Origin of the sequence: Nocardia sp. NPDC050717 (genome assembly GCF_040654275.1) — a bacterium.
GTDB lineage: Bacteria > Actinomycetota > Actinomycetes > Mycobacteriales > Mycobacteriaceae > Nocardia.
The window spans coordinates 431,129-451,242 of the sequence record NZ_JBFAHR010000002.1 but is presented as its reverse complement, the minus strand read 5'-3'; the positions used below and the strand labels follow the sequence as shown (position 1 = coordinate 451,242).

Sequence of the window (20,114 nt, the reverse complement as noted above, 5' to 3'; positions counted from 1 at the left end):
CTGAGCGAGGGGTCAGGCGGGGTCGTCGGTGAGATAGCCACCGCGGGCGAAGAATTCGGCGCCGTCGTGCTCGGTGCCGTCGGCCGTCCTGACCCGGGTGACGACCAGCGCGGGATTGCCGCCGCGGTGCGTGTTCGCGCCGCAGACCACCGCGCCGCCGCCTTCCTGCACGATGACCCGCCCGGCGGTGCCGCCGTAGCGTGCCTCGGAGATCACCGCGTCGAGCACCTCGACGCGCTCACCGCGGTAGTGGGAGTAGGCGCGCGGGTAGGGCGCCGACAGCGCGCGCACGAACCGTTCCAGGTCGACCGCGTCCCAGGACCAGTCGATGCGGCTGTCCCGATCGGAGCGCTTGTGGAAGTAGGTGCGCTCGGCTTTGTTCTGCGGTGTCCAGACGGCGGTGCCGTCGGTCAGTGCCGCGAGCGCCTCGTGCACGGCGCCCGGGATCAGTTCCATGCCGGCGAGGACGAGTTCGGTGCCGGTGGCGTCGGCCGGGATCGGCAGCCGCTTCTGCACCAGGATGTCGCCGGTGTCGAGCTGCTCGTCCATGCGGTGCACGGTGAGGCCGAATTCCTCGGCGCCGCTGATCAGCGCCCACAGCACCGGCGAGAAGCCGGTGAACTTCGGCAGCAGCGAGTCGTGCAGGTTGAGGGTGCCGTGCGGCGGCATGTCGTAGAGCTCGGCGGGCATCCAGGTGTACCAGCTGTTCACGACGATCACGTCGGGTTCGGCCTGCTTGACCAGCGCGATGGTCTCGGCGTCGGCGCGCTCGGTCAGGTGCACCGGGATGTCGTGCTCGCGGGCCAGCTCCTCGACCGAGTCGTTCCAGATCGCCTTGTAGGCGGAGTCCGCGGCCGGGTGGGTGACCGCGAGGACCACCTCGTGCTCGGAGTCGATGAGTGCCTGCAAAGTCTTGCGACCCCAGGTTTGAAAGCCGAACGACACGATACGCATGAACTCACCTCTCGTATTTTGCGTAGGCTTACCTTACATTGCGTAGAGAAGGCTACGGACCACGGCGGAGGCCGCACCCGGTGCGGCGGTTGTCGTCGCCTGGGCCGCGAGCTGCGGATACGCGGCTACCATGGCAACGCCGATCGCCGCCACCGCGCACCGCGGTCAGGAACCGCCTGGTCGGCGAGCTCGCGAATTCCGTTCCCGACCCCACGCCGGCCACCCGGGTCGGCGGCGCATTGGGCGAGCTCGGATTCACCGACCCCGCGGTGATCGCCGCGTCGGTCCCCGTGCTGCGCCGGTTCCTCGACCGGGTGTGCCCCGGCGACGGCGCCGCCCTCGACGCCGTCCTCGGTGGCTTCGGCACCGGCTTCGCCGGCGCACTGTGCGCGGCCCGCGCCGAGAACGAGCGCTACGAGATGATCTTCCGCCACGCGACGATCGCGATCTCCGTCAGCGACGAGCACGGCCGCATCCTCGACGCCAACCCCGCCTTCGAGCACCTCACCGGCCGGAGCCTGCCCGAACTACGCGCGGCCGACAGCGGCTACGCGCTCATGGACCAGGAGCGACGGGCGGAGATGCGCCACCTGGTGCAGTCCGGGATCGAGACCTCGCACGCCGACGCCTTCACCGTCGAGGGCAGCTTCCCGCGCGCCGACGCGTCGATGGCGATCGTCGCGTGGACGATCCACCGCTGCCGGTCCGCCGACACCGACCGCGGCTACCTGCTCGCCTTCGCCGAGGGACATCACCGAACGCCGCACCGCGACCGAGCAACTGCACTGGCAGGCCATGCACGATCCGCTCACCGCGCTGCCCAACCGCCGCTATCTGCTGGACCGCCTCGCGGCGATGATCGCCGCGGCCGACCCGGACGCGGTAGCAGGCATCTGCGCCCTGGACCTCGACAACTTCAAGCAGGTGAACGACACCTACGGCCACACGGCGGGCGACCGCGTCCTGACCGCGCTGTCGGCGCGACTGGAATCCACCGCCGCGCACCACGAGTGCCTGCTGGCACGCACCGGCGGCGACGAGTTCATCGTGCTCGTCGGCCCACCGGCCGACGCGGAACGGCTCGACCGTGTCGTCGCCTCCCTGCGGGCCGCGCTGCGCGAGCCGTTCGTCCTCGACGGCACCGCATCGGTCATGACCATGAGCATCGGCGCGGTTCTCGTCCAGCTCGCCGGCGCCGAGGTGTCGACGCTGCTGGATCGATCCGACCGTGCCCTCTACGCGGCCAAGGCACCGAACAGCAGCACCCGGCGGTGAACCGAACCCCCGCCGGGTGACTGTTCGCCGGGCCTACCGCGCGGAATGCTGGACGACGGTGTCGGGACCCGGCGAGAACACCGTCTCGTGCCCGTCCTCGAACCGCACCCGGAACAGCGGCTCGCTGCCGGAGCCGAGCACCTCGATGATCTCCGCCTCTTGGTCCTGCTGACCGACGGTCCTGCCGTGCAAAACGAGCCGATCGCCTACGTTTGCCTGCATGAATTCAGTGTAGAGAGCGGACGCGGGCCGGGACCAGAGCGAACCCTCACGGCGTGACGATCGCGAAATTCGGGTCGGGGTCGTCGAGCAGACCGAGCAGTCGCTGCAACACGCCCGGATCACCGCTGTGGTCGATCCCGTCGAGCCCCTTGCCCGCGAGGATGCCGAGCAGCTGCTGCTTGGTGAGGGTCAAGGTGAGGTCGATATCGGCCTTGGATCGCGGGTCGACGGTGCGGACGAGGACGCCGTTCGACATCGTCAGGCGCATGACCGTGTCGAGATCGGTGAAATGCCATTCGATCCGGAAGGATTCGGCCGCCGCGCGCGGACCGTTCACCCGGATCGCGAGGGTGTCGAAGAGCTGGTCGATCGACAGGGCCGCGGCCATGCCACCGCCCAGATTCAGCACGGTCGGGCGGACGCCGTTGCGCAGCTCCTCGTCACCGGTGAGGTAGAAGCATCGCCATGTCGCGTTCTCGGCGCCGAACCCGAGCTGCCGGTAGGTCTGCGCGAGCGCCGCTTTCGCGTCGGCGTTGTCCGGTTCGGCGAACACCGCGTGCTTGAGCAGCTCGGCGGCGAAGCGCAGGTCGCCGCTGTCGGCATAGGCCCTGCCCTTCGCGATCACCGCGTCGATACCGCCGATGGTCTCGACGTAGCGCACGGCCTTCTCCTGCGGCGGCCACTCCCACAGCGAGCTCGGGTTGCCGTCGAACCAGCCGAGATAGCGCTGATAGATGGCCTTCACGTTGTGGCTGACCGAGCCGTAGTATCCGCGCGCGCTCCAGGCGTCGGCCAGGCTGTCGGGCAGTTCGATCGTCTCGGCGATCTCCGGGCCCGTCAGGCCGGCGTTCAGCATGCGCAGCGTCTGATCGTGCAGATACATGTAGAGATCGCGCTGCAGCGACAGGAAGGTGATGATGTTGTCGGTGCCCCAGGTCGGCCAGTGGTGCGAGGCGAAGGCGGCGTCGGAATCGACGGCGAACATCTCGATCGCCTCGTCGATGTAGTGCGACCAGACCCGCGGGTCACGCACCAGCGCGCCGCGCAGCGTCAGCACGTTGTGCAGGTTGTGCGTCGCGTTCTCGGCCAGGCAGAGGGCGCGGTGGCGCGGGAAGTAGAAGTTCATCTCCGCGGGCGCCTCGGTGCCCGGCGTCATCTGGAACGTGATCGGCACGCCGTCGACGGTCTCCTGCTGGCCGGTGTGGGTGATGTCGACCGTGGGCGGGATCAGGCCGAACGTTCCGCCCGAGGTCTGGATGCCCAGGCCGGTGCTGCACTGGCCCTCGGGTCCCGGCGTCATCCCCATCCCGTACATGTAGGTGCCGCGCCGGGTCATCGCGGTCCCGGCGTAGACGTTCTCCGACACCGCTTCGGCCATGAAGCCGACCGGCGCCAGGATCGGGACATCGCCCCTGCCGTCGGGCAGCACGCCGTCGACACCGCCGAAGTGGTCGCCGTGCGAGTGCGTGTAGATGACGCCGGTGACGGGCCGATCGCCGCGATGTTCGCGGTAGAGCTTCAGCCCGGCCGCGGCGCACTCGGCCGAGATGAGCGGATCGATGACGATGACGCCGGTGTCGCCCTCGACGATCGTCATGTTGGAGATGTCGAAGCCGCGGATCTGATAGATGCCGTCGACCACCTCGTACAGCCCGTTCTTCACGCACAGCTGGGCCTGCCGGAACAGGCTGGGGTTCACGGTGTCCGGGCAGGGGCCGTCCAGGAAAGAGTAGGCGGTCGTGTCGAAGACCGGCTCGCCCGCGGCGTCGGTGATCCGCATCGGCGTCAGTGTCGCGATGAACCCACGATCGGCGTTCTCGAAATCGGTGCGGTCGTCATAATCCAATGCCATCGGATCTCAGCTCCCTCAGCTCGGCCCACTGTGCCCCGATCATCGGCGAATCCCCCACCCCGCCACCTCATCCGCTGCGGGTGAAATCCGCGGCGGTCGCTAGCGATGGGCTCCGTCGAGGACGGTCAGCGCGAGCGCGGTGACCTGGTCGACGGCGCGCGGCCGCGACAGTTCGGGATCGATGAGGAAGGCGAGGGCGATCCGCACCACCGAGCCCGCCGCCAGCCGCGCCTCGACCGGGTCCATGGCCGGCTCGATCGCGCGGATCAGCCGCGCCACCCGGGTGCGGACCCGGTCGTCCGGCGACCGTCCTGGGCACAGTTCAAGGAAGCTCCCGTCGACGGTGTCGAACACGAACTGGAACGCGTCGCGCACCCCGTCCGCGAGCGTCGGACCGTATTCCATCGCCGCCTCGATCTCGAGGAGCAGGTCGTCGATCCGGTCGGCGGACATCCGTGCCCCGGGTCCGGTCACCGCGGCTGTCGGGACTCGCTCGACGCGGCGGCGTCGTCGATGCCGCGCCATGGCACGAACGCCGGGATGTCGGCGGGCACGCGCCCGGGGAAGTCCGGGCGACGCCGCTGCAGGAACGCGGTGACACCTTCGAGCGCGTCGGCGCTGCCCGCCAGCCCGCCGATCAATTTCGAGTCGAGCGCGTGGGCGGGGTACGGGCTGTCGAAGGCGCTCAGCCGCAACAACATCTGCCGGGTGACCGCGACCGACACCGGCGCGGTGTGCTCGATGAGCTCGCGCGCGTACGCCTCGGCGGCGGGCAGCACCTGGTCGGGTTCGACGACCTCGTGCACGAGCCCACCGGCCAGCGCTTCGGCCGCCGGGAACACCCGGCCCGACAGCATCCAGTCCATCGCCCGTCCCATGCCGACGACGCGCGGCAGATGCCAGGCCGAGGCACCCTCGGGGAAGAAGCCGCGCCGGGTGAAGACGTAGCCGAACCGGCTGTCGGTGGCGGCGATGCGATAGTCCGCGGGCAGGATGATCGTCGACCCGGCGCCGACGGCGGCGCCACGGATCGCGGCGATGACAGGCTTGGTGCTCTCGAAGATCCGGCGCGAGCACTGCCCGGCCGGTTCGAGCCACTCGTCGTCGACATCTCCGCCCGGTGTGCCGCCGGACAGGTCCATGCCGACGCAGAAGTCGGTGCCCTCGCCGGTCAGGATGATCGCGCGCACCTGCGGATCGCGGTCCGCCTCGGTGAAGGCGTCGGCGAGTTCGGCGGCGATGGTCAGGGTGTACCCGTTGCGTGCCGCGGGGCGGTTGATGCTGATGGTGGCGATGTGCTCGCGCACCGAGTACAGGATCTCTTCGTAGGCCATGACGTCCTCGGGGTGTCGAATCACTGGACCGGCAGCAGGCCGTGTGCGGTCAGCTCGGCCAGACGCTGCCGCGCTTCGGCGTATTCGCGCCTCAGCCGGTCGACCAGGGTGGCCACGGGCACGACCGCGTCGATCGGGCCGATGCCCTGGCCGGAACCCCAGATGTCGCGCCAGGCCTTGGCCTCGGTGTTGCCGCCGGAGCCGAAGTTCATCGCGGACGGATCCGAGACCGGCAGGTTGTCCGGGTCCAGACCGGCGGCGACGATGCTGCCGCGCAGGTAGTTGCCGTGCACGCCGGTGAACAGGTTGGTGTAGACGATGTCGGCGGCCGCCGAGGTGGCGATCTGCTCCTTGTAGGCGTCCGCGGCGTCGGCTTCGTCGGTGGCGATGAACGCCGACCCGACATAGGCCAGGTCGGCGCCGGCGGCCTGGGCGGCGAGCACCGAGCGGCCGTGCGCGATCGCGCCGGACAGCAGCAGCAACCCGTCGAACCACTGCCGGATCTCGGAGAGCAGGGCGAAGGGCGACAGGGTGCCCGCGTGCCCGCCCGCGCCGGCGGCGACCGCGATCAGACCGTCGTATCCCGTGTCGGCGGCCTTGCGGGCGAAACGGTTGTTGATCACGTCGTGCAGGACGATGCCGCCGTAGGAGTGCACGGCGCCGACGACCTCGGAGCGCAGGCCGAGCGAGGTGATGACCACCGGAACGCGGTGGTCGACCACCGCGGCGAGGTCTTCCTCCCAGCGCGTGTTCGACCGGTGCACGATCAGGTTGGCCGCGTAGGGAGCGCCCGCCACCGACTCGCCGATCTCGGCCAGCCACTCCCGCAGCGATGCCACCGACCGCGCGTTCAGCGTCGGGAACGCGCCGATGATCCCGGCGCGGGCCTGCGCGATCACCAGTCTCGGCTTGGAGATGAGGAACATCGGGGCCGCGACCACCGGCAGGGTGAGCGAGCGCGCGAGTTCGGAGGTGTCCAGCACGGTGTTCCTTTCCGGCACTACTGCGCCGAGACGGTGGGAGTGGGGGTTGCGCCGCGGACCTTGCGCCCGGCGGGCAGGAAACGGCCGGGCCCCCAGGCCTTTCCGAGACCGTCGGCGAAGGCGCCGTCGCGGTAGACGACGCGCCCGTTGACGATGGTCGCGGTGACCGCGCGATCGTTGCGGTTGACCATGCGGCGCAGGCCGCCGTATTCGGGGACTTCCTGTTCGGCCAGCTCGTGCACCTCGCTGTCGAGGCCATCGGGGTCGACGATGACGATGTCGGCACGGTCGCCGACGCGCAGGTGACCGGCGTCGAGGTTGTACCAGTCGGCCAGTTCCCCGGTGAGCCGGTGCACGGCGTGTTCGAGGGTGAGGAACGGCTTGCGCTCGCCCTGCGCGGACTGCACGCGCTCGAGCAGCCGCAGGTGATAGTTGTAGAAGGCCATGTTGCGCAGGTGCGCGCCCGCGTCGCCGAAGCCCATGTGCACGTTCTCGTTGGCGGCGAGCTTGTCGGCGTACTTCGGCCGGTGGTTGGCGATCGTGGTGCGCCAGCGGATCTTTCGGCCGTGCTCGACGACCAGGTCGAGGAACGCGTCGACCGGATGGATGCCGCGCTCGTCGGCGAGCTGCCCGAAGCTCTTGCCGATGTGATCGGGGTCGGGGCTGTCGACGACGGTGGCGTCGTAGAGGTTGCGGTGCCAGATCTTCGGGGTGAATTTGTTCTCGTAGTCGCGGCGGAACCAGCGCCGGTACTCCTCGCTGCGCAGCAGTTCGTTGCGCTCGACCTGGTCCTTGATGTCGAGAGCGGCCGCGCCGGAGCCGAATTCCTCGAAGACGACCAGGTCGATACCGTCTGCGTACACCGTGAACGGCACCGGCAGATGCTGCCAGCGGAACACCCCGTTGAGCAGGCGGTTGATGATCGGCGCGCCGTACATCATGAAATACACCAGCGGCGGATACGCCTTGGAGTCGGCGGCGGCGAGCAACGAGACCTTGAGGGCCTTGCGGCGGAAACGGCCACCCGCGGCCAGGAAGAACTTGGGCAGGTTGGGGGTGAGCGAGATCTCCGGCGTGCTCTGCAGGATGCGCTCACGATCGCGCAACACCTTGTTCAGCGCGCGGAATTCGCGGCGCTTGACGAAGGTGGTCGGCAGCGAGCGCGAGCGGTAGAGGTCGCCGTCGAGCTTGTCGATCCAGTTGGTCGTGGCCGACATGCCGAGGAATCCGGCGTCGAGCGCCTCGTTCAGAATCGCGATCATCCGCTCGAGTTCGGCGGCGGTGGGCTTGACCTCGTCGTCGACCGCGCGGTCCATGCCCATGACGTGGATCCGCATGTCGGACTGGCCGAGGAACGTCGCGACATTGGGCCCGATGTTCAGCTTGTCGATGGCGTGCGCGTACTCGGTCGGGGTGGACCAGGTGCGGTGCTCGCCCAGGGTGCCGATCACGATCTCGCGCGGCACCGCCTCGACCCGGCTGAAGATGTCGGCGCATTCGACATCGGTGGCCAGAATCGTGGTGAGCGAACAGTTTCCGATGACGGTGGTGGTGACGCCGTGGCGCAGCGACTCGGTCAGCGCGGGCGCGGCGAGCATCTCGACGTCGTAGTGGGTGTGGATGTCCACGAAGCCGGGCATCACCCACTTGCCGCCGGCCTCGATCACCTCGTCGGCCGCGCCGACGTCGAGCGGCCGGGAGCTGATCTCGACGACCTCGCCGTCCTTGATGCCGATATCGGCGGTGCGCGCCGCCGAGCCGGCGCCGTCGAACCAGATCCCGTCGCGGATCAGCAGATCGTAGCTACCCATATCGGACTCCCTTCATGCTTCCATGCATGTCATTCAGATCGAGACTAGAGAACCCATACAGCTCGATCACTGCGTCTAGCTGGGAACTTATGGCTTCACGATTGACGCGACGCGAAGTAACATGTAAAACCATGCACTAGTGAATGTCGAAATGCAAGGCCTGTCCCGGCCACGGACCGAAAGGGCACGCATGTCTTCGCCCACCCCGGAAACCCGACGGTTCCGGTCGAAAACCGCCGAGCTGGAGGCGCTCACCTGGGGCGACCCCCGTGATCCCGCCGCGCTGCTCGTGCACGGTTTTCCCGACAGCGCCTGGACCTGGGAGGTGCTCGGCCCTGCCCTCGCGGCGACCGGCCGCTATGTCGTCGCCCCGTTCACCCGGGGCTACGCGCCGAGTTCACTCGCGACCGACGACGACTACTCGATCGGCTCGCTGGTGGGCGACATCGTCGCCATCCATCGCGAGATCGGCGCCGACGAGCGCGCGATCGTGATCGGCCACGACTGGGGCGGCGCGATCGTCAGCGCGCTCACCGCGGCCCACCCGGACCTGTTCCACCGCAGTGTCCTGATCGCCATCCCGCCCTTGGCCACGATCAAGGCGCTGTTCGCCCCGTCGCGTGTGCGCGCCAATGCCGCGCGACTGGCCCGCCAGGCCCCGCGCAGCTGGTACATGACGCTGGTCTCGACGCCCTGGGTGTCGGAGGCGATCGGCGCCTGGGTGATCGACCGCCTGTGGCGGGCATGGGCGCCGAACTCGGTCGCGGCCGTGGCCCGGCAGCGTGAGCAGGGCCTGCTCGCTTTGGCGGGCCGCGCGCGGCGCCGCGCCGCGTTCAGCTACTACCGCGCCGTCTGGAACCCGCTCTACCGCCGCTCCCGCGCCCATCGCTACGAACAGCTGGCCGCCTTCCGCGCGCCCCAGGTCCCCACGCTGTATCTGCAAGGGGCCGAGGACACCTGCGGGCTGGTCGACACCGGCGCCGACGCGCTGGACCATCTCCCGCCGGGCAGCCGACGCCTCGTCGTCGCGGCCGCTGGCCACTTCGCCCACCTGGAACAGCCCGAGATCGTCGCTCGGCACATCATCGATTTCGTCGGCAAAGGAGCCTGACATGAAGTTGCGCAAGCGGACCCGGCCCGTGCTGGACACCGTCGACATCGGACCGCTCCAGCTCAAGGCCCGCCAGGTGGCCTTCGATCTCACCGACACTCCCCTGCACTGGATTCCGGGCCGTCCGGTCGCCTCGCACGCGGTGAGCTCGTATCACCTGCTGTTCCCCGAGGTCGAGCGCTTCTTCATCGACGCGTTCAAGGAGGCGCTGCCCGATGTGCGCGATCCGCGGCTGCGGGAGGACGTGCTGGGGTTCATCGGCCAGGAGACCATGCACGCGAACGCGCACGACGATTCGCTCGGCGACTACTTCCAGCGCAACGGCATCGACCCCGAACCGCTGCTTGCCCAGGCGCGCTTCTTCCTGCGCCGCGTACTCGGACCGCGCGCCTACCGCAATCCGCGACGCACCAGGCAGCACCTGATCAACCGGTTGGCGATCACGGCGGCGCTGGAGAACTTCACCGCGTTCCTCGGCCACTACGTCCTGAACTGCACCTGGGACGAGTACGACGCCGACCCCGACATGACCGCGCTGTTCCGGTGGCACGGCGCCGAGGAGATGGAACACCGCACCGTCGCCCACGAAATGGCCGAATACTTCGACGACAGCTATCTCCGGCGCCTGCGGACCATGCTCGTGGTGTTCCCGGTGACCGTCTGGATCTCGAGCCGGTTCATCTGGTACCTGGTCAAGAACGACCCCGCCGCGCCCGACTCCCGGCTGCGGGTGCTCTACGAGATCATCCGCGACGGGCGACGGGGGCTGCTGCCGACCCCGGCCACGGTGCTGAGCTCGGTCTGGGACTATCTGAAGCCCAGCTACCAGCCCGACGACACCGGTTCGATGGCGCAGGCGCTGTCCTACCTGGCGACCATCGAATCCCGGACCGCGGCATGAGGGGCACCGATCGCCCGCGCCTGCGCGAGATTCCCGCCCACGCGCACGGCCGCTTCCGCCACGATCCGCTGATGTGGGTCCTCGCCCGGGGCATGGAGGCGCTGAACTGGATCGACGGCTTCGCCGCGCTGCCCGACACCGGGCTCGGGCGACCGCAGCAGTTCTTCGATGTGGTGGTCAACGAACGCCGTGTGGTGGCGCGGGACGAGAACGTCGTCGCGGTGACCTTCGCCCTGCCCGACGGCGCCGACCTGCCGCCGTGGCGGCCCGGCGCGCATCTCGACGTCGAACTGCCCTCGGGCATCACGCGGCAGTACTCGCTGTGCGGTGACCCCGCCGAACGCGATCGCTACCGCATCGCGGTGCGCTTCATCCCCGACGGTCGCGGCGGTTCCGCCGAGGTCCATCAGGGTCTGCCGGTGGGTGCCCGGCTGCGGATCGGCTTGCCGCGCAACGCCTTCCCCCTCGCCGTCGGCGGCTACAACCAGACCACGACCGCGGTTCGCCTCATCGCGGGCGGCATCGGCATCACGCCGATCCTGCCGATGCTCGCGGTCCTCGACCAGGTCGGGATGCCGTGGACGATGATCTACTGCGGACGCAGCCGGGAGTCGATGGCCTTCCTGCCCGAGCTGGCGGCGTACGGGGACAAGATCACCGTGCACTGCGACGACGAGGACGGCCTGGCCGCACCGGAGCTGCTGCTGGGCGAACTGGCCGGTTCGCTCGCGGTCTACACCTGCGGGCCGCCACCGATGGTCGACGCCCTGCGCGCCGCGTTGGCAGGCCGACCCGAGGTCGAGTTCCACTACGAGCGCTTCTCCCCCGCCCCGGTGGTCGACGGCGAGCAGTTCGACATCCGCCTGGCGGGCACCGGCGAAACCCTCACCGTCGGCGCCGAGCAGACAGCGCTGGACGCCATCCTCGCCGCCCGGCCGGACGCCACCTACTCCTGTCAGCAGGGCTTCTGCCGATCGTGCGCGGTGCGGGTGCTCGACGGCACGCCCGAGCACAGGTCGACCGCCCTGAGCCCCCAGGAACTGGACGCGGGATACTTTCTCCCATGCGTGTCACGTGCCAAGGGAACTCTGACCGTCGACCTGTAGGCCGGCGATGACGGCGAGCGCGCGACGCGGACCACAGAACGAGAACGGCGTCGCCACCCACCAGCGCATCGTCGACGCAGCTCTGGACGTGCTCGCCACCCGCGGCTGGCGCAATGCCAGCGTCGCCGAGGTGGCCGAGCGCGCCGGGGTGACCCGCGGCGCGATCCAGCACCACTTCAAGGATCGCGACGGCCTGTTCACCGCGTCGGTGCAGCACATCATGGAAACCCGCGTCCAGGAGATCGAGGCTTTCCAGCACACCGTCGCGCCCGGGGCCGACACCACGCGCGAGACGGTCCACCGCGTGGTGGAGCTGCATCAGGGCCCGACGTTCAAAGCCGCCCTGCAACTGTGTATCGCGGCCTCCGGCGACCCGGTGCTGGCACCCCGGGTCGCCGCCATGGAGCTGGAGGTCGGCGCCCGCAGCTTCTGGGCGCTCATCGAGTTGCTGCGGCTGGACGGCAACAACCCGACCGTGCGGACCACCGTCCAGGCCTTCCTCGACAGCGCCCGAGGCCTCGGCCTGGCCGGCATGCTCAACGACGACTCCCGCCGCCGCGGCCAGGTCGCCGACCGCTGGGCGCAGATGCTCGACGACCTCCGCTGACCTCAGCCCACCAGTCCGCCACTGCAGGCCAGCACTTCGCCGGTGACGTAGTCGGATTCGGGCAGGCACAGCAGGTAGACCGCGCCCGCCGCCTCCTCCGGCGTGCCGAGGCGCCCGAGCGGGGCGATGTGCTGCGCCGCCTGCAGGATCATCGGATTGACACCGACCTTCAGTTCCCGGCCGTCGATGTCGATGGTGGCGTCGCCGTCGGCGGCGGACTCGGTGAGCCGGGTCTTGATCAAGCCGAACGCGACCGCGTTGACGGTGACCCGATAGCGACCCCATTCCTTGGCCATCGCCTTCGTGACGCCGAGGATGCCCGCCTTGGCCGCCGAGTAGTTGATCTGCCCCGCGTTGCCGTACAGACCGGCGAGCGAGGAGATGTTGACGACCTTGCGGGTGACGGCGACACCGTCGGCCTTCTCCTGCTTGGCCGCCGCGCTGATCACCGGCTGCGCGGCCCGCAGGATCTGGAACGGCGCCTTCAGGTGCACGTCGAGGATGGCGTCCCACTGCTCGTCGCTCACCTTCTGCACCACCCCGTCCCAGGTGTATCCGGCGTTGTTGACGATGATGTCGAGCCCGCCGAACTCCCGCACGGCCGTCTCGACGAACCGGTCGGCGAAGCCCGCCTCGGTGATGTTGCCCGCGCACGCCACCGCGGTGCCGCCCGCGGCCTCGATCTCGCGCACGGTCTGTTCGGCGGCCGCCGGGTCCAGGTCGTTGACCACGACCCGCGCGCCGTGCGCGGCGAGTTTGTGGGCGATGGCGGCGCCGATCCCGCGACCGCTCCCGCTGACGATTGCCGACTTTCCGGCGAGACTGCTCATTGCTCGGTGATTCCTTTTCCGTCGTGGTCGAACGCGCCGTGCCTGCCCGCGCCGCCGGCGAAGCGGGTCGCGCCGGCGAGGGTGTCCTGGGATATCGAGATCGCGCCGTGCTCGAATTCGTTGGCCAGCGCGGCTGTTTCGGTCAGGCCGTCTTGTTCCAGCAGCGAGAGCCGGTCCTGGCGCAGGCAGGTCTGCGGGAAAGCGGCCAGTTCACGGGCGAGTGCCTGCGCGGCGGCGGTCGCCTGCCCGCTCGGCACGACCCGGTTGACCAGCCCCATCCGCAGGGCCTCCGCGGCCTGCACCGGTCGCCCGGTGAGGACCAGATCCATGGCGTGACTCGTCCCGATCAGCCGGGGCAGGCGCACGGTGCCGCCGTCGATCAGCGGCACGCCCCAGCGGCGGCAGAAGACGCCGAGCACCGCGTCCTCGTCGGCGACCCGCAGGTCGGCCCAGATGGCCAGCTCGAGACCACCGGCGACGGCATAGCCGCTGACGGCGGCGATCACCGGCTTGGACAGCCGCAACCGGGAGACGCCCATCGGGGCGTCGCCGTCCGGCTGGAACCGATTCGGGTCACCGGCGGCCACCGCTTTGAGATCGGCTCCGGCGCAAAAGGTTCCGCCCTCGCCGCGGAAGACGGCCACCGCCGCGTCCGGATCGGCGTCGAAGGCGCGAAAGGCGTCGGCGAGCGCTTCGGCCGTCGCGCGATCCACCGCGTTGCGGGCGTGCGGCCGGTTGATACTGATGGTGGTCACTGGACCGTCGTGTGCGACGGTCACGGTGTGCTCGGTCATGTCGGCATCACCGCTCGAACTGGGCGCGCTTGTGGTCACCGTAGGGCTCGTCGCGTTCGCGTACGGCCTCCCGGAAACCGGCAGTGGCCGAACGGGTCTGGAACGCGTAGCCCTCGCGGGTGTGCCGGGAGATGCCGTCGAAGACGGTGCTGATCATGGCCGAGTTGGCGACGCCTTGGGTGTTCAGCGCGGAGTTGAGCGCGAGCTTGGCCATCATCAGCTGGTTGACCGGCATCCGGGCGATGCGCTCCACCAGTGCCTCGGTGCGCTCGTCGAGTTCCTCGGCGGGGCACGACTCCACCGCCAGACCCCATTCGGCCGCCTGCTTGCCGCTGATGCAGTCACCGGTGAACAGCAGCCGCTTGGCGCGCTGATCGCCGAGCCGGTGCGCCCACAGGCCCGCCGCCGGAATGCCCCAGACGCGGGTGGGCGGATAGCCGATCTTGGTGTCGTCGGCGCAGATGATCTGATCGGCGTGCAGCGCGATGTCGGTACCGCCCGCGATCGCGAAGCCGTGCAGCTTCGCCACCGTCGGCTTGTTGGCGTGCATCAGGCTGGCGAAACCCTTGGTGAATCTGCTCATCATGGCGAAATCGATCATCGGATCCCACACCCCCTGCGGGTTGTGGTTGATCGCGTTGACCACCGGGTCCAGCACCGTCCCGGTGACCTCGTCCGGCCCGTCCGCGCCCGCGAAACTCTGCTCGGCGAACATGTCCAGGTCGTAGCCGCCGCAGAACCCCTTGCCGCGCCCGGACACGACGATCACGTGCACGCGCGGGTCCAGGTCGGCCCGCTCCACCGCGTGCGCCAGATCCCGCGGGGTGTGCGGGGTGATCGCGTTGCCCTTGTCCGGGCGGTTGAAGGTGATCCGGGCGATCCGGCCGTCGCGTTCGTAGGTGAGCGTGGAGTACTCGCGCTCGAAGTCCGGATCGGGGCGGTGCTGCCACGGCGAGTCGGGCCCTTCGGCCCAGCTCTCGTACCAGGCCGCCGGTCGTCCGCCGGATTCGGGCTCGGGGTGGGACACAGTGCGCTCCTTCGGGTTCGACGGGTGGAGATCAGCCGGCAGCTCGGGGCGCCGGTTCACGGACCGGCTCACCGCGATAGCGCGTGGGCGGCCCATCGATGCCCGCCAGTTTCCAGACACCGCGCGCCACCGGGTTCATGAGTCCCACCTCGTGGGCGAGCGCGCGCACGTCGCCGAAGTATCCGCGCCGTTCGCGGCGCGATCCGGCCGACGCCCAGAACAACTCGCGCCGCACGTGATCGGGCACATCGAAGCGGGACCAGAACTCCCGCGAGGGCGGAACGATCAGCTCGCACGCCACCCGCATGGCCACCGGCAACAGCACCGACAGCGCGCCCCGCGCGAGGCGCCCCGACTCCGGCACGTGCCTGCGGACGAACTCGTGCGCGAACGAGATGTGGCGCGCTTCCTCGGCCACGTGAATCCGCATGACACCCTTCAGGATCGGGTGGTAGTCATCGGGATGGCCGCGCAGGAAGGCCTTCTGGATGTGATCGATCGGCTCCTCACCGGCGAGGATGCACAGGAAGAAGAAGGTCGGCGAGACCCGGGCGATCAGCGGGATCAGCGGCGCGACGCCGCGGAAGAGCCTGCCGAAGCCGACCACATCCGCCCCGGCCCGGTTGACGGCCTGCTGGAACATCAGCGTGTGATTGCACTCTTCGATGACTTCGTGAGTGGCGTAACGGAATTCGGCCGAGCCGTTGGGCAGGTTCAGCAGATACAGCATGACCCCGGACATCAGCAGCTGCTCGAACTGCAGCCCCACCTTCGCCATGCCGGCCTGCCGGTACATGCCGACCTCGATCCGCGTCGACTCCGGCAGCGATTGATACCAGGGGTGGCGGCCGATGAGGTCGGATTCGGGCAGAATCCAGCGCCGGTCGCCGGGTACCACCTGGAATTCCGGTGCGTCCCAGTCGATGTCGTGATACGGGCTGAAGCCGCGGTCGACCGAGGCGTCGGCCAGCGCGTGCAGCATCTCGGCGTAGTCGATGGCCTCGCCCGCGGCATTGCGTCCGGGTGTGATCGTCATTGATCGCGCTCCTTGTCCGGGGCTCAGGCGAGCTTCGGGGTGGATCGTTCGAGAATCGCCGCGGTGTCGATGCCGAGCGGGAGGGTGCCGAAGACGTCACCGCGGTCGCCCGCGAGCCGGGTGCGCAGGTACCCGTCAGCGACGGCCGGGTGTCCGTAGCGGACCAGCAGCGAGCCCTGCAGCACCTGCGCCATCTGCCCGACGACCCGGCGGGCCCGGTACTGCATGGTCTCGAAGTCGCCGAATTCCCGCTCGAGGCGGGCGATCGCGGCGTCGAGTTCGGCCGAGGAACCCGCCGTCGATTTCACCTCGTCCAGGAAAACGCCGAGGGTCTCGGGCTGTTTGGCCATGGCGCGCAGGGTGTCCAGGGCCGCGACATTGCCGGAACCCTCCCACACCGACATCAGCGGCGCCTCCCGGTACAGCCGCGGCATCCGCGACTCCTCGACGTACCCGTTGCCGCCCAGGCATTCCAGCGCCTCGGCGGCGTGGATCGGACCGCGCTTGCAGACGTGATACTTGGTCACCGCCAGCGAGATCCGGCGCAGCGTCGCGGCCTGCTCGTCCCCGGCCACCGCGCGGTCGGTGAGCTCGGCCAGCCACAGTCCGGCCAGCGTCGCGGCCTCGGCCTCCACGGCCAGATCGGTGAGCACGTTGCGCATCAACGGCTGATCGATGAGGGTCGCGCCGAAGGCGCTGCGGTGCGCGGCGTGATGGGCCGCGTTGGTGACCCCGACCCGCATGCCCGCGGCGCTGCCGAGAATGCAGTCGAGGCGGGTGAGGTTCACCATCTCGACGATGGTCGGCACGCCGCGGCCCTCGGCGCCGACCAGCCAGCCGACGGTGTCGTCGTATTCGACCTCGCTGCTGGCATTGGAGTGATTGCCCAGCTTGTCCTTCAGCCGCTGCAGGCGGAACGGGTTGCGGGTGCCGTCGGGCAGCACCCGGGGCACGAAGAAACAGGACAGGCCGCCTGCCGCCTGCGCGAGCACCAGGAAGAAGTCCGACATCGGCGCCGAGGTGAACCACTTGTGGCCGGTGATCCGATACGAACCGTCGGGTTGCGGCACGGCGGTGGTGGTGTTCGCGCGGACGTCGGAGCCGCCCTGTTTCTCGGTCATCGACATGCCCGCCGTGAGGCCGAGCTTGCTCGTGGGCACCCGCAGCTCGGGATCGTAGACCGCACTGGTGAGCAGCGGCTCGTAGCGTGCGGCGAGTTCGGGATTCGCCCGCAGCGCGGGCACCACCGCGTAGGTCATCGACATCGGGCAACCGTGGCCCGCGTCCACTTGCCCCCAGATGCTCATCTTGGCCGCCCGGACCAGGTGCGGCGCCGGGCGCTCGTCGGCCCACGGCGCGGCGTGCAGGCCGAAGCCGATGGCCTTGGTCATCAGCTGGTGATAGCTGGGGTCGTAGACGACCTCGTCGACGCGATGGCCGTAGCGATCGTGGGTCTTCAGCACCGGCGGGTGCGCCTCGGCGAGGTCGCCCCACTCCTGCGCCTGCGCGCTGCCCGCCAGCCTGCCGACCTCGCGCAGCTCGTCGAGGGCGTGGCCGGCGTCCGCCCGGCGCAGCGCTTCCAGCACCACCGGGTATTCGGCCGCGTCGTAGTCGACCAGCGGCGGTACCTGATTCGTCACCTCGTGGGTTGCCATGCTGATCCTTCCGGCAGTCCGTGTCGCGGCTCACTCTCGACCGATATTGCAAGTTTGCATCGCATGACGAAAATTTGCAATGCCCGGTGGCGGTGCCGAAAATTTTGATTCATCGATTAGAATTCTGACTATGGCATCAGCAGGGGTGAAGACCAGCTTCATCGAGCTGGCACGGCGGCGGCAACTCGTGGATGCCGCGATCGAGACGATCGCGGAGGTAGGACTGACGAAGGCGTCGAACGCCGCGATAGCGGCGCACGCGCGGGTGAGCCCGGGACTGATCAACTATCACTTCGGGTCCCGGCAGGGCCTGATCGATCAGATGCGCGCGACGATCCAGCAGCGAGTCGACGAAGCGATGCAGCCCGTCGAGGTGGACGACAGCTACGTCTCGGCGCTGGAAGGGATGCTGCGGCGGTTCGCCACCTACTGCCTCGACAACTTGCCTGCCATGCTCGTGTTGACCCAGTTCACTCGCCACGACCAGGCGGGTGGGGTGAGCGAGGACGCGGAGCGGGTCAAGGGCCTGACGGAATTGCACTCGTTCATCATCGAAGGACAGGACTGCGGCCAGTTCCGCCCGACAGACGCCCGCCTCGTCGCCTCGGTGCTGATGAACGCGATGACCGACCTGCCACGGGAGATCCGCGAGCGCGGCGATGTCGATCGCGCGGTGTTCGAACGCGATTGGCCGTCGCTGTTCGTCGACGGCATCGCCATGACGGTCAGGGGGACCGATCATGATGCGACGTAGTGGCCGCTTCAGCGGGCGGCGCGCGCGTTCTCAGCGCTCTTCCACGACCGCGCTGCCGGTCTCGGTACTGTTCGTGTTGTCCCCGGTGATCGGCGAAATCGTCGGGGCGGCATTTCGATTCAGCTATCTAGCCCAACCGCTGCGGGCCGTGGCGATCCTCTGCTTCTACGGTGCGGGCGCACTGCTGATCCGGGAAGTAGTGCAACGCCTTGGCCTGAACGAGTGGGGGCTGTTGCTGCTCGCCGTCGCCTTCGCCGTCCTCGAGGAAGGGCTCGGGCTCCAGACGATCTTCAATCCGCAAGGTATGGACGGTGAGACCGTCTACGGGCGGGCCTTCGAGGTGAACTGGCTGTGGGCGGTCGTTGTCACCGGATACCACGCGGTGTGGAGCATCGTCATACCGATCGTGTTGACGCACCTGATCTTTCCGGCCCAGCGGCACACCGCCTGGCTGTCGCGTTCGATGCTGAACGTCTTCGCGGGTGTGTTCGCCATCGGGTTCGCCGTGTTCGTGTTCATCTCGCTCGTTCGGTCCGATTTCCGCCTGTCCGCCGCGCAGGTCATCGGCGGTGCCACCGCGGTGATCCTCCCGGTGTGGTCGGCCTGCAGGTGCCGCCGACCGTGGGCCACCACGTCGCCGAAGCGGTGCCCCGGGCCCGCGACCGTCGGCTGGGTCGGATTCGGTGCGGGACTGGCGTGGCTGATGCTGTATCTGGTCGCCTTCATCGGCACCCCGGCACCGTTCGTGGTGTGGACGCTGGCCGCACTGGCGTTCGCCGCGGCCCTCGCCGCGATTCTGCGCCGCTGGGTGGCGCGACCGGGTTGGAGTGCACGGCATCAACTCGACGGCTGCCTCGGCGCCGTGCTGGCCCTGTGGCTGTTCGGCCTGTTCCTCGTCGCCAACGGCGGACGGACCGACGACATCGTTTTCCACTTCCTCGTTCTCGTCGCCGTGATCGTCGGCTACCTGTGGCTGCGCAGGCGGCCCCGGCGCCTGGTGGCGTCGTAGGCCGCCTCGGCCATGTCCGGGCCGGTCCGGGTCGGGCAATCAGGTGCCGATCGAGATCGGTGGCGGAGACGCACCGCCGACTGGCTACCATCGACCGATGGTGCGGAACTCGCTGCCGCTGCGCCGGCTGACGGCTCGATCGGCGATCCTGAGCGTGCTGCTCGGCGCGCACCCGGCGCAGGCGCCCGCGGCGACGATCGTGCACCTGGCGACCGAACTCGGCCTGCAGGAGTCGACGGTGCGCGCGGCGCTGACCCGCATGGTGTCGGCGGGCGACCTCGAACGCGACGACGCGACCTACCGGCTCACCCCGCGACTGCTGCACCGCCAGAAACTGCAGGACCTCGCCCTCGACCCGGTCCTGCGTCCCTACGACGGCGACTGGCGTCTGGCGATCGTCACCACCGGCGCCGAGGTCGCGGCCGATCGGACCCTGCTGCGGGAATCACTCCAGGCCAACAAGTTCGGCGAGATCCGCGAGGGCGTCTGGGGCCGCCCGGACAACCTGGGCGCCGCCCAGATCACCGCGGCCCACCGGCTGACCTACGTCACCGGCCGCCCCGACGACCCCGCCGAGCTCGCCACCCGCCTGTTCCACCCCACCGACTGGGCCGACACCGCGACGAAACTCCTGGCCGCCCTCGACACCGCCGACGCGATGCGCGACCGCCTCGAAGTAGCGGCCGCCGTCGTCCGCCACATCCTGCACGACCCGATCCTCCCCCCGGAATTCCTCCCCACGCCATGGCCCGGCGCCGACCTCCGCCACGCCTACCGCGAATTCCGCACCGAATTCACCACTTTCGCCACCACCTACGTGCCGTGACGGCACCGCGGCAGGCCGAGGGAACCT

The 20,114-nt window shown here is 69.3% G+C and carries 21 protein-coding genes and 1 pseudogene; 9 read left to right on the top strand and 13 right to left on the bottom strand.

Features of this window, described 5'->3' with window-relative positions; all coding sequences use genetic code 11:
• Window positions 1–12: 12 nt before the first annotated feature.
• Window positions 13–954 carry a methionyl-tRNA formyltransferase gene (locus AB0H56_RS08155; RefSeq protein WP_357158985.1) on the bottom strand — a complete coding sequence of 314 codons (942 nt, stop codon included), beginning with the start codon at window positions 952–954 and terminating at the stop codon, window positions 13–15.
• Between the two features lie 125 nt (window positions 955–1,079).
• The gene (locus tag AB0H56_RS08150) at window positions 1,080–1,457 is read right to left on the bottom strand and encodes a hypothetical protein (RefSeq protein WP_357159211.1); all 378 of its coding nucleotides are present in this window, start codon (window positions 1,455–1,457) and stop codon (window positions 1,080–1,082) included.
• Here AB0H56_RS08150 and AB0H56_RS08145 point away from each other — a divergent pair.
• Both AB0H56_RS08145 and AB0H56_RS08140 read left to right on the top strand, forming a co-directional pair.
• Window positions 1,374–1,634: pseudogene (locus tag AB0H56_RS08145) on the top strand (PAS domain-containing protein); the annotation flags it as partial. The gene AB0H56_RS08150 and the pseudogene AB0H56_RS08145 sit on opposite strands and share 84 nt — an antisense overlap.
• A 70-nt stretch (window positions 1,635–1,704) precedes the next feature.
• Window positions 1,705–2,229 (top strand): GGDEF domain-containing protein, encoded by a 525-nt coding sequence (locus AB0H56_RS08140; protein ID WP_357159199.1) that lies wholly within the window; start codon window positions 1,705–1,707, stop codon window positions 2,227–2,229.
• A gap of 33 nt (window positions 2,230–2,262) precedes the next feature.
• Here AB0H56_RS08140 and AB0H56_RS08135 read toward each other — a convergent pair whose 3' ends face one another.
• The 6 genes from AB0H56_RS08135 to AB0H56_RS08110 all read right to left on the bottom strand — a co-directional run bounded on the left by AB0H56_RS08135 (window position 2,263) and on the right by AB0H56_RS08110 (window position 8,431).
• A complete protein-coding gene (locus AB0H56_RS08135) occupies window positions 2,263–2,451 on the bottom strand; it encodes a DUF1918 domain-containing protein (RefSeq protein ID WP_357158982.1) in 189 nt (62 codons plus the stop codon).
• A gap of 46 nt (window positions 2,452–2,497) precedes the next feature.
• The gene (locus AB0H56_RS08130) at window positions 2,498–4,303 is read right to left on the bottom strand and encodes an alkyl sulfatase dimerization domain-containing protein (RefSeq protein WP_357158979.1); all 1,806 of its coding nucleotides are present in this window, start codon (window positions 4,301–4,303) and stop codon (window positions 2,498–2,500) included.
• Window positions 4,304–4,402: 99 nt separating this feature from the next.
• Window positions 4,403–4,756, bottom strand: a complete 354-nt coding sequence (locus AB0H56_RS08125) for a hypothetical protein (RefSeq protein WP_357158976.1) — start codon at window positions 4,754–4,756, stop codon at window positions 4,403–4,405.
• 17 nt (window positions 4,757–4,773) lie between these two features.
• The gene (locus AB0H56_RS08120; RefSeq protein ID WP_357158973.1) at window positions 4,774–5,637 is read right to left on the bottom strand and encodes an enoyl-CoA hydratase-related protein; all 864 of its coding nucleotides are present in this window, start codon (window positions 5,635–5,637) and stop codon (window positions 4,774–4,776) included.
• A 20-nt stretch (window positions 5,638–5,657) separates the two neighbouring features.
• Window positions 5,658–6,620 (bottom strand): nitronate monooxygenase family protein, encoded by a 963-nt coding sequence (locus AB0H56_RS08115; protein ID WP_357158970.1) that lies wholly within the window; start codon window positions 6,618–6,620, stop codon window positions 5,658–5,660.
• Window positions 6,621–6,637: 17 nt separating this feature from the next.
• Window positions 6,638–8,431, bottom strand: a complete 1,794-nt coding sequence (locus tag AB0H56_RS08110) for an amidohydrolase family protein (RefSeq protein ID WP_357158967.1) — start codon at window positions 8,429–8,431, stop codon at window positions 6,638–6,640.
• Window positions 8,432–8,621: 190 nt separating this feature from the next.
• Between AB0H56_RS08110 and AB0H56_RS08105 the strand changes: the two genes are divergently transcribed.
• From AB0H56_RS08105 to AB0H56_RS08090, 4 genes are read left to right on the top strand one after another with little or no spacing between them, the layout of a single operon-like run.
• Window positions 8,622–9,542, top strand: a complete 921-nt coding sequence (locus AB0H56_RS08105) for an alpha/beta hydrolase (RefSeq protein ID WP_357158965.1) — start codon at window positions 8,622–8,624, stop codon at window positions 9,540–9,542.
• 1 nt (window position 9,543) lies between these two features.
• The gene (locus AB0H56_RS08100) at window positions 9,544–10,443 is read left to right on the top strand and encodes a metal-dependent hydrolase (RefSeq protein WP_357158962.1); all 900 of its coding nucleotides are present in this window, start codon (window positions 9,544–9,546) and stop codon (window positions 10,441–10,443) included.
• Complete coding sequence (locus AB0H56_RS08095) at window positions 10,440–11,549, top strand: PDR/VanB family oxidoreductase (RefSeq protein WP_357158959.1); 1,110 nt, start codon at window positions 10,440–10,442, stop codon at window positions 11,547–11,549. Before AB0H56_RS08100 ends, AB0H56_RS08095 begins: the two co-directional genes overlap by 4 nt.
• A 7-nt stretch (window positions 11,550–11,556) precedes the next feature.
• Window positions 11,557–12,156, top strand: a complete 600-nt coding sequence (locus AB0H56_RS08090; RefSeq protein WP_357158956.1) for a TetR/AcrR family transcriptional regulator — start codon at window positions 11,557–11,559, stop codon at window positions 12,154–12,156.
• A gap of 2 nt (window positions 12,157–12,158) precedes the next feature.
• On the opposite strand, the gene AB0H56_RS08085 is transcribed toward AB0H56_RS08090, so the two are convergent.
• Genes AB0H56_RS08085 through AB0H56_RS08065 form a run of 5 tightly spaced genes read right to left on the bottom strand, consistent with a single transcriptional unit; the run spans window position 12,159 to window position 17,498 of the window.
• Window positions 12,159–12,986, bottom strand: a complete 828-nt coding sequence (locus tag AB0H56_RS08085; protein WP_357158954.1) for an SDR family oxidoreductase — start codon at window positions 12,984–12,986, stop codon at window positions 12,159–12,161.
• Complete coding sequence (locus AB0H56_RS08080; RefSeq protein ID WP_357158951.1) at window positions 12,983–13,780, bottom strand: crotonase/enoyl-CoA hydratase family protein; 798 nt, start codon at window positions 13,778–13,780, stop codon at window positions 12,983–12,985. Before AB0H56_RS08080 ends, AB0H56_RS08085 begins: the two co-directional genes overlap by 4 nt.
• A 7-nt stretch (window positions 13,781–13,787) precedes the next feature.
• Entirely contained in the window at window positions 13,788–14,807 is a 1,020-nt protein-coding gene (locus tag AB0H56_RS08075; RefSeq protein WP_357158948.1) for a crotonase/enoyl-CoA hydratase family protein, read from the bottom strand.
• Between the two features lie 31 nt (window positions 14,808–14,838).
• Window positions 14,839–15,843, bottom strand: coding sequence for a diiron oxygenase (locus AB0H56_RS08070; RefSeq protein ID WP_357158945.1), 1,005 nt, complete (start codon window positions 15,841–15,843; stop codon window positions 14,839–14,841).
• A 23-nt stretch (window positions 15,844–15,866) separates the two neighbouring features.
• Window positions 15,867–17,498, bottom strand: coding sequence for an acyl-CoA dehydrogenase family protein (locus tag AB0H56_RS08065; RefSeq protein ID WP_357158942.1), 1,632 nt, complete (start codon window positions 17,496–17,498; stop codon window positions 15,867–15,869).
• Between the two features lie 145 nt (window positions 17,499–17,643).
• Here AB0H56_RS08065 and AB0H56_RS08060 point away from each other — a divergent pair, with 145 nt between their 5' ends.
• The 3 genes from AB0H56_RS08060 to AB0H56_RS08050 all read left to right on the top strand — a co-directional run bounded on the left by AB0H56_RS08060 (window position 17,644) and on the right by AB0H56_RS08050 (window position 20,087).
• On the top strand, window positions 17,644–18,252 hold the full coding sequence (locus AB0H56_RS08060; RefSeq protein ID WP_357158939.1) for a TetR/AcrR family transcriptional regulator: 609 nt from the start codon (window positions 17,644–17,646) through the stop codon (window positions 18,250–18,252).
• Window positions 18,239–19,261 carry a hypothetical protein gene (locus AB0H56_RS08055; RefSeq protein ID WP_357158936.1) on the top strand — a complete coding sequence of 341 codons (1,023 nt, stop codon included), beginning with the start codon at window positions 18,239–18,241 and terminating at the stop codon, window positions 19,259–19,261. The genes AB0H56_RS08060 and AB0H56_RS08055 overlap by 14 nt, the downstream gene beginning before the upstream one ends.
• Window positions 19,262–19,358: 97 nt before the next feature.
• Complete coding sequence (locus tag AB0H56_RS08050; protein WP_357158933.1) at window positions 19,359–20,087, top strand: PaaX family transcriptional regulator C-terminal domain-containing protein; 729 nt, start codon at window positions 19,359–19,361, stop codon at window positions 20,085–20,087.
• The last annotated feature ends 27 nt before the right edge of the window (window positions 20,088–20,114 follow it).

Excerpts from the sequence above, each read along its gene's own strand:
- AB0H56_RS08155 (WP_357158985.1), bottom strand. The coding sequence starts at position 954 with ATGCGTATCGTGTCGTTCGGCTTTCAAACCTGGGGTCGCAAGACTTTG.
- AB0H56_RS08135 (WP_357158982.1), bottom strand. The coding sequence starts at position 2,451 with ATGCAGGCAAACGTAGGCGATCGGCTCGTTTTGCACGGCAGGACCGTC.
- AB0H56_RS08130 (WP_357158979.1), bottom strand. The coding sequence starts at position 4,303 with ATGGCATTGGATTATGACGACCGCACCGATTTCGAGAACGCCGATCGT.
- AB0H56_RS08125 (WP_357158976.1), bottom strand. The coding sequence starts at position 4,756 with ATGTCCGCCGACCGGATCGACGACCTGCTCCTCGAGATCGAGGCGGCG.
- AB0H56_RS08120 (WP_357158973.1), bottom strand. The coding sequence starts at position 5,637 with ATGGCCTACGAAGAGATCCTGTACTCGGTGCGCGAGCACATCGCCACC.
- AB0H56_RS08110 (WP_357158967.1), bottom strand. The coding sequence starts at position 8,431 with ATGGGTAGCTACGATCTGCTGATCCGCGACGGGATCTGGTTCGACGGC.
- AB0H56_RS08105 (WP_357158965.1), top strand. The coding sequence starts at position 8,622 with ATGTCTTCGCCCACCCCGGAAACCCGACGGTTCCGGTCGAAAACCGCC.
- AB0H56_RS08100 (WP_357158962.1), top strand. The coding sequence starts at position 9,544 with ATGAAGTTGCGCAAGCGGACCCGGCCCGTGCTGGACACCGTCGACATC.
- AB0H56_RS08095 (WP_357158959.1), top strand. The coding sequence starts at position 10,440 with ATGAGGGGCACCGATCGCCCGCGCCTGCGCGAGATTCCCGCCCACGCG.
- AB0H56_RS08090 (WP_357158956.1), top strand. The coding sequence starts at position 11,557 with ATGACGGCGAGCGCGCGACGCGGACCACAGAACGAGAACGGCGTCGCC.
- AB0H56_RS08085 (WP_357158954.1), bottom strand. The coding sequence starts at position 12,986 with ATGAGCAGTCTCGCCGGAAAGTCGGCAATCGTCAGCGGGAGCGGTCGC.
- AB0H56_RS08080 (WP_357158951.1), bottom strand. The coding sequence starts at position 13,780 with ATGACCGAGCACACCGTGACCGTCGCACACGACGGTCCAGTGACCACC.
- AB0H56_RS08070 (WP_357158945.1), bottom strand. The coding sequence starts at position 15,843 with ATGACGATCACACCCGGACGCAATGCCGCGGGCGAGGCCATCGACTAC.
- AB0H56_RS08065 (WP_357158942.1), bottom strand. The coding sequence starts at position 17,498 with ATGGCAACCCACGAGGTGACGAATCAGGTACCGCCGCTGGTCGACTAC.
- AB0H56_RS08055 (WP_357158936.1), top strand. The coding sequence starts at position 18,239 with ATGATGCGACGTAGTGGCCGCTTCAGCGGGCGGCGCGCGCGTTCTCAG.
- AB0H56_RS08050 (WP_357158933.1), top strand. The coding sequence starts at position 19,359 with ATGGTGCGGAACTCGCTGCCGCTGCGCCGGCTGACGGCTCGATCGGCG.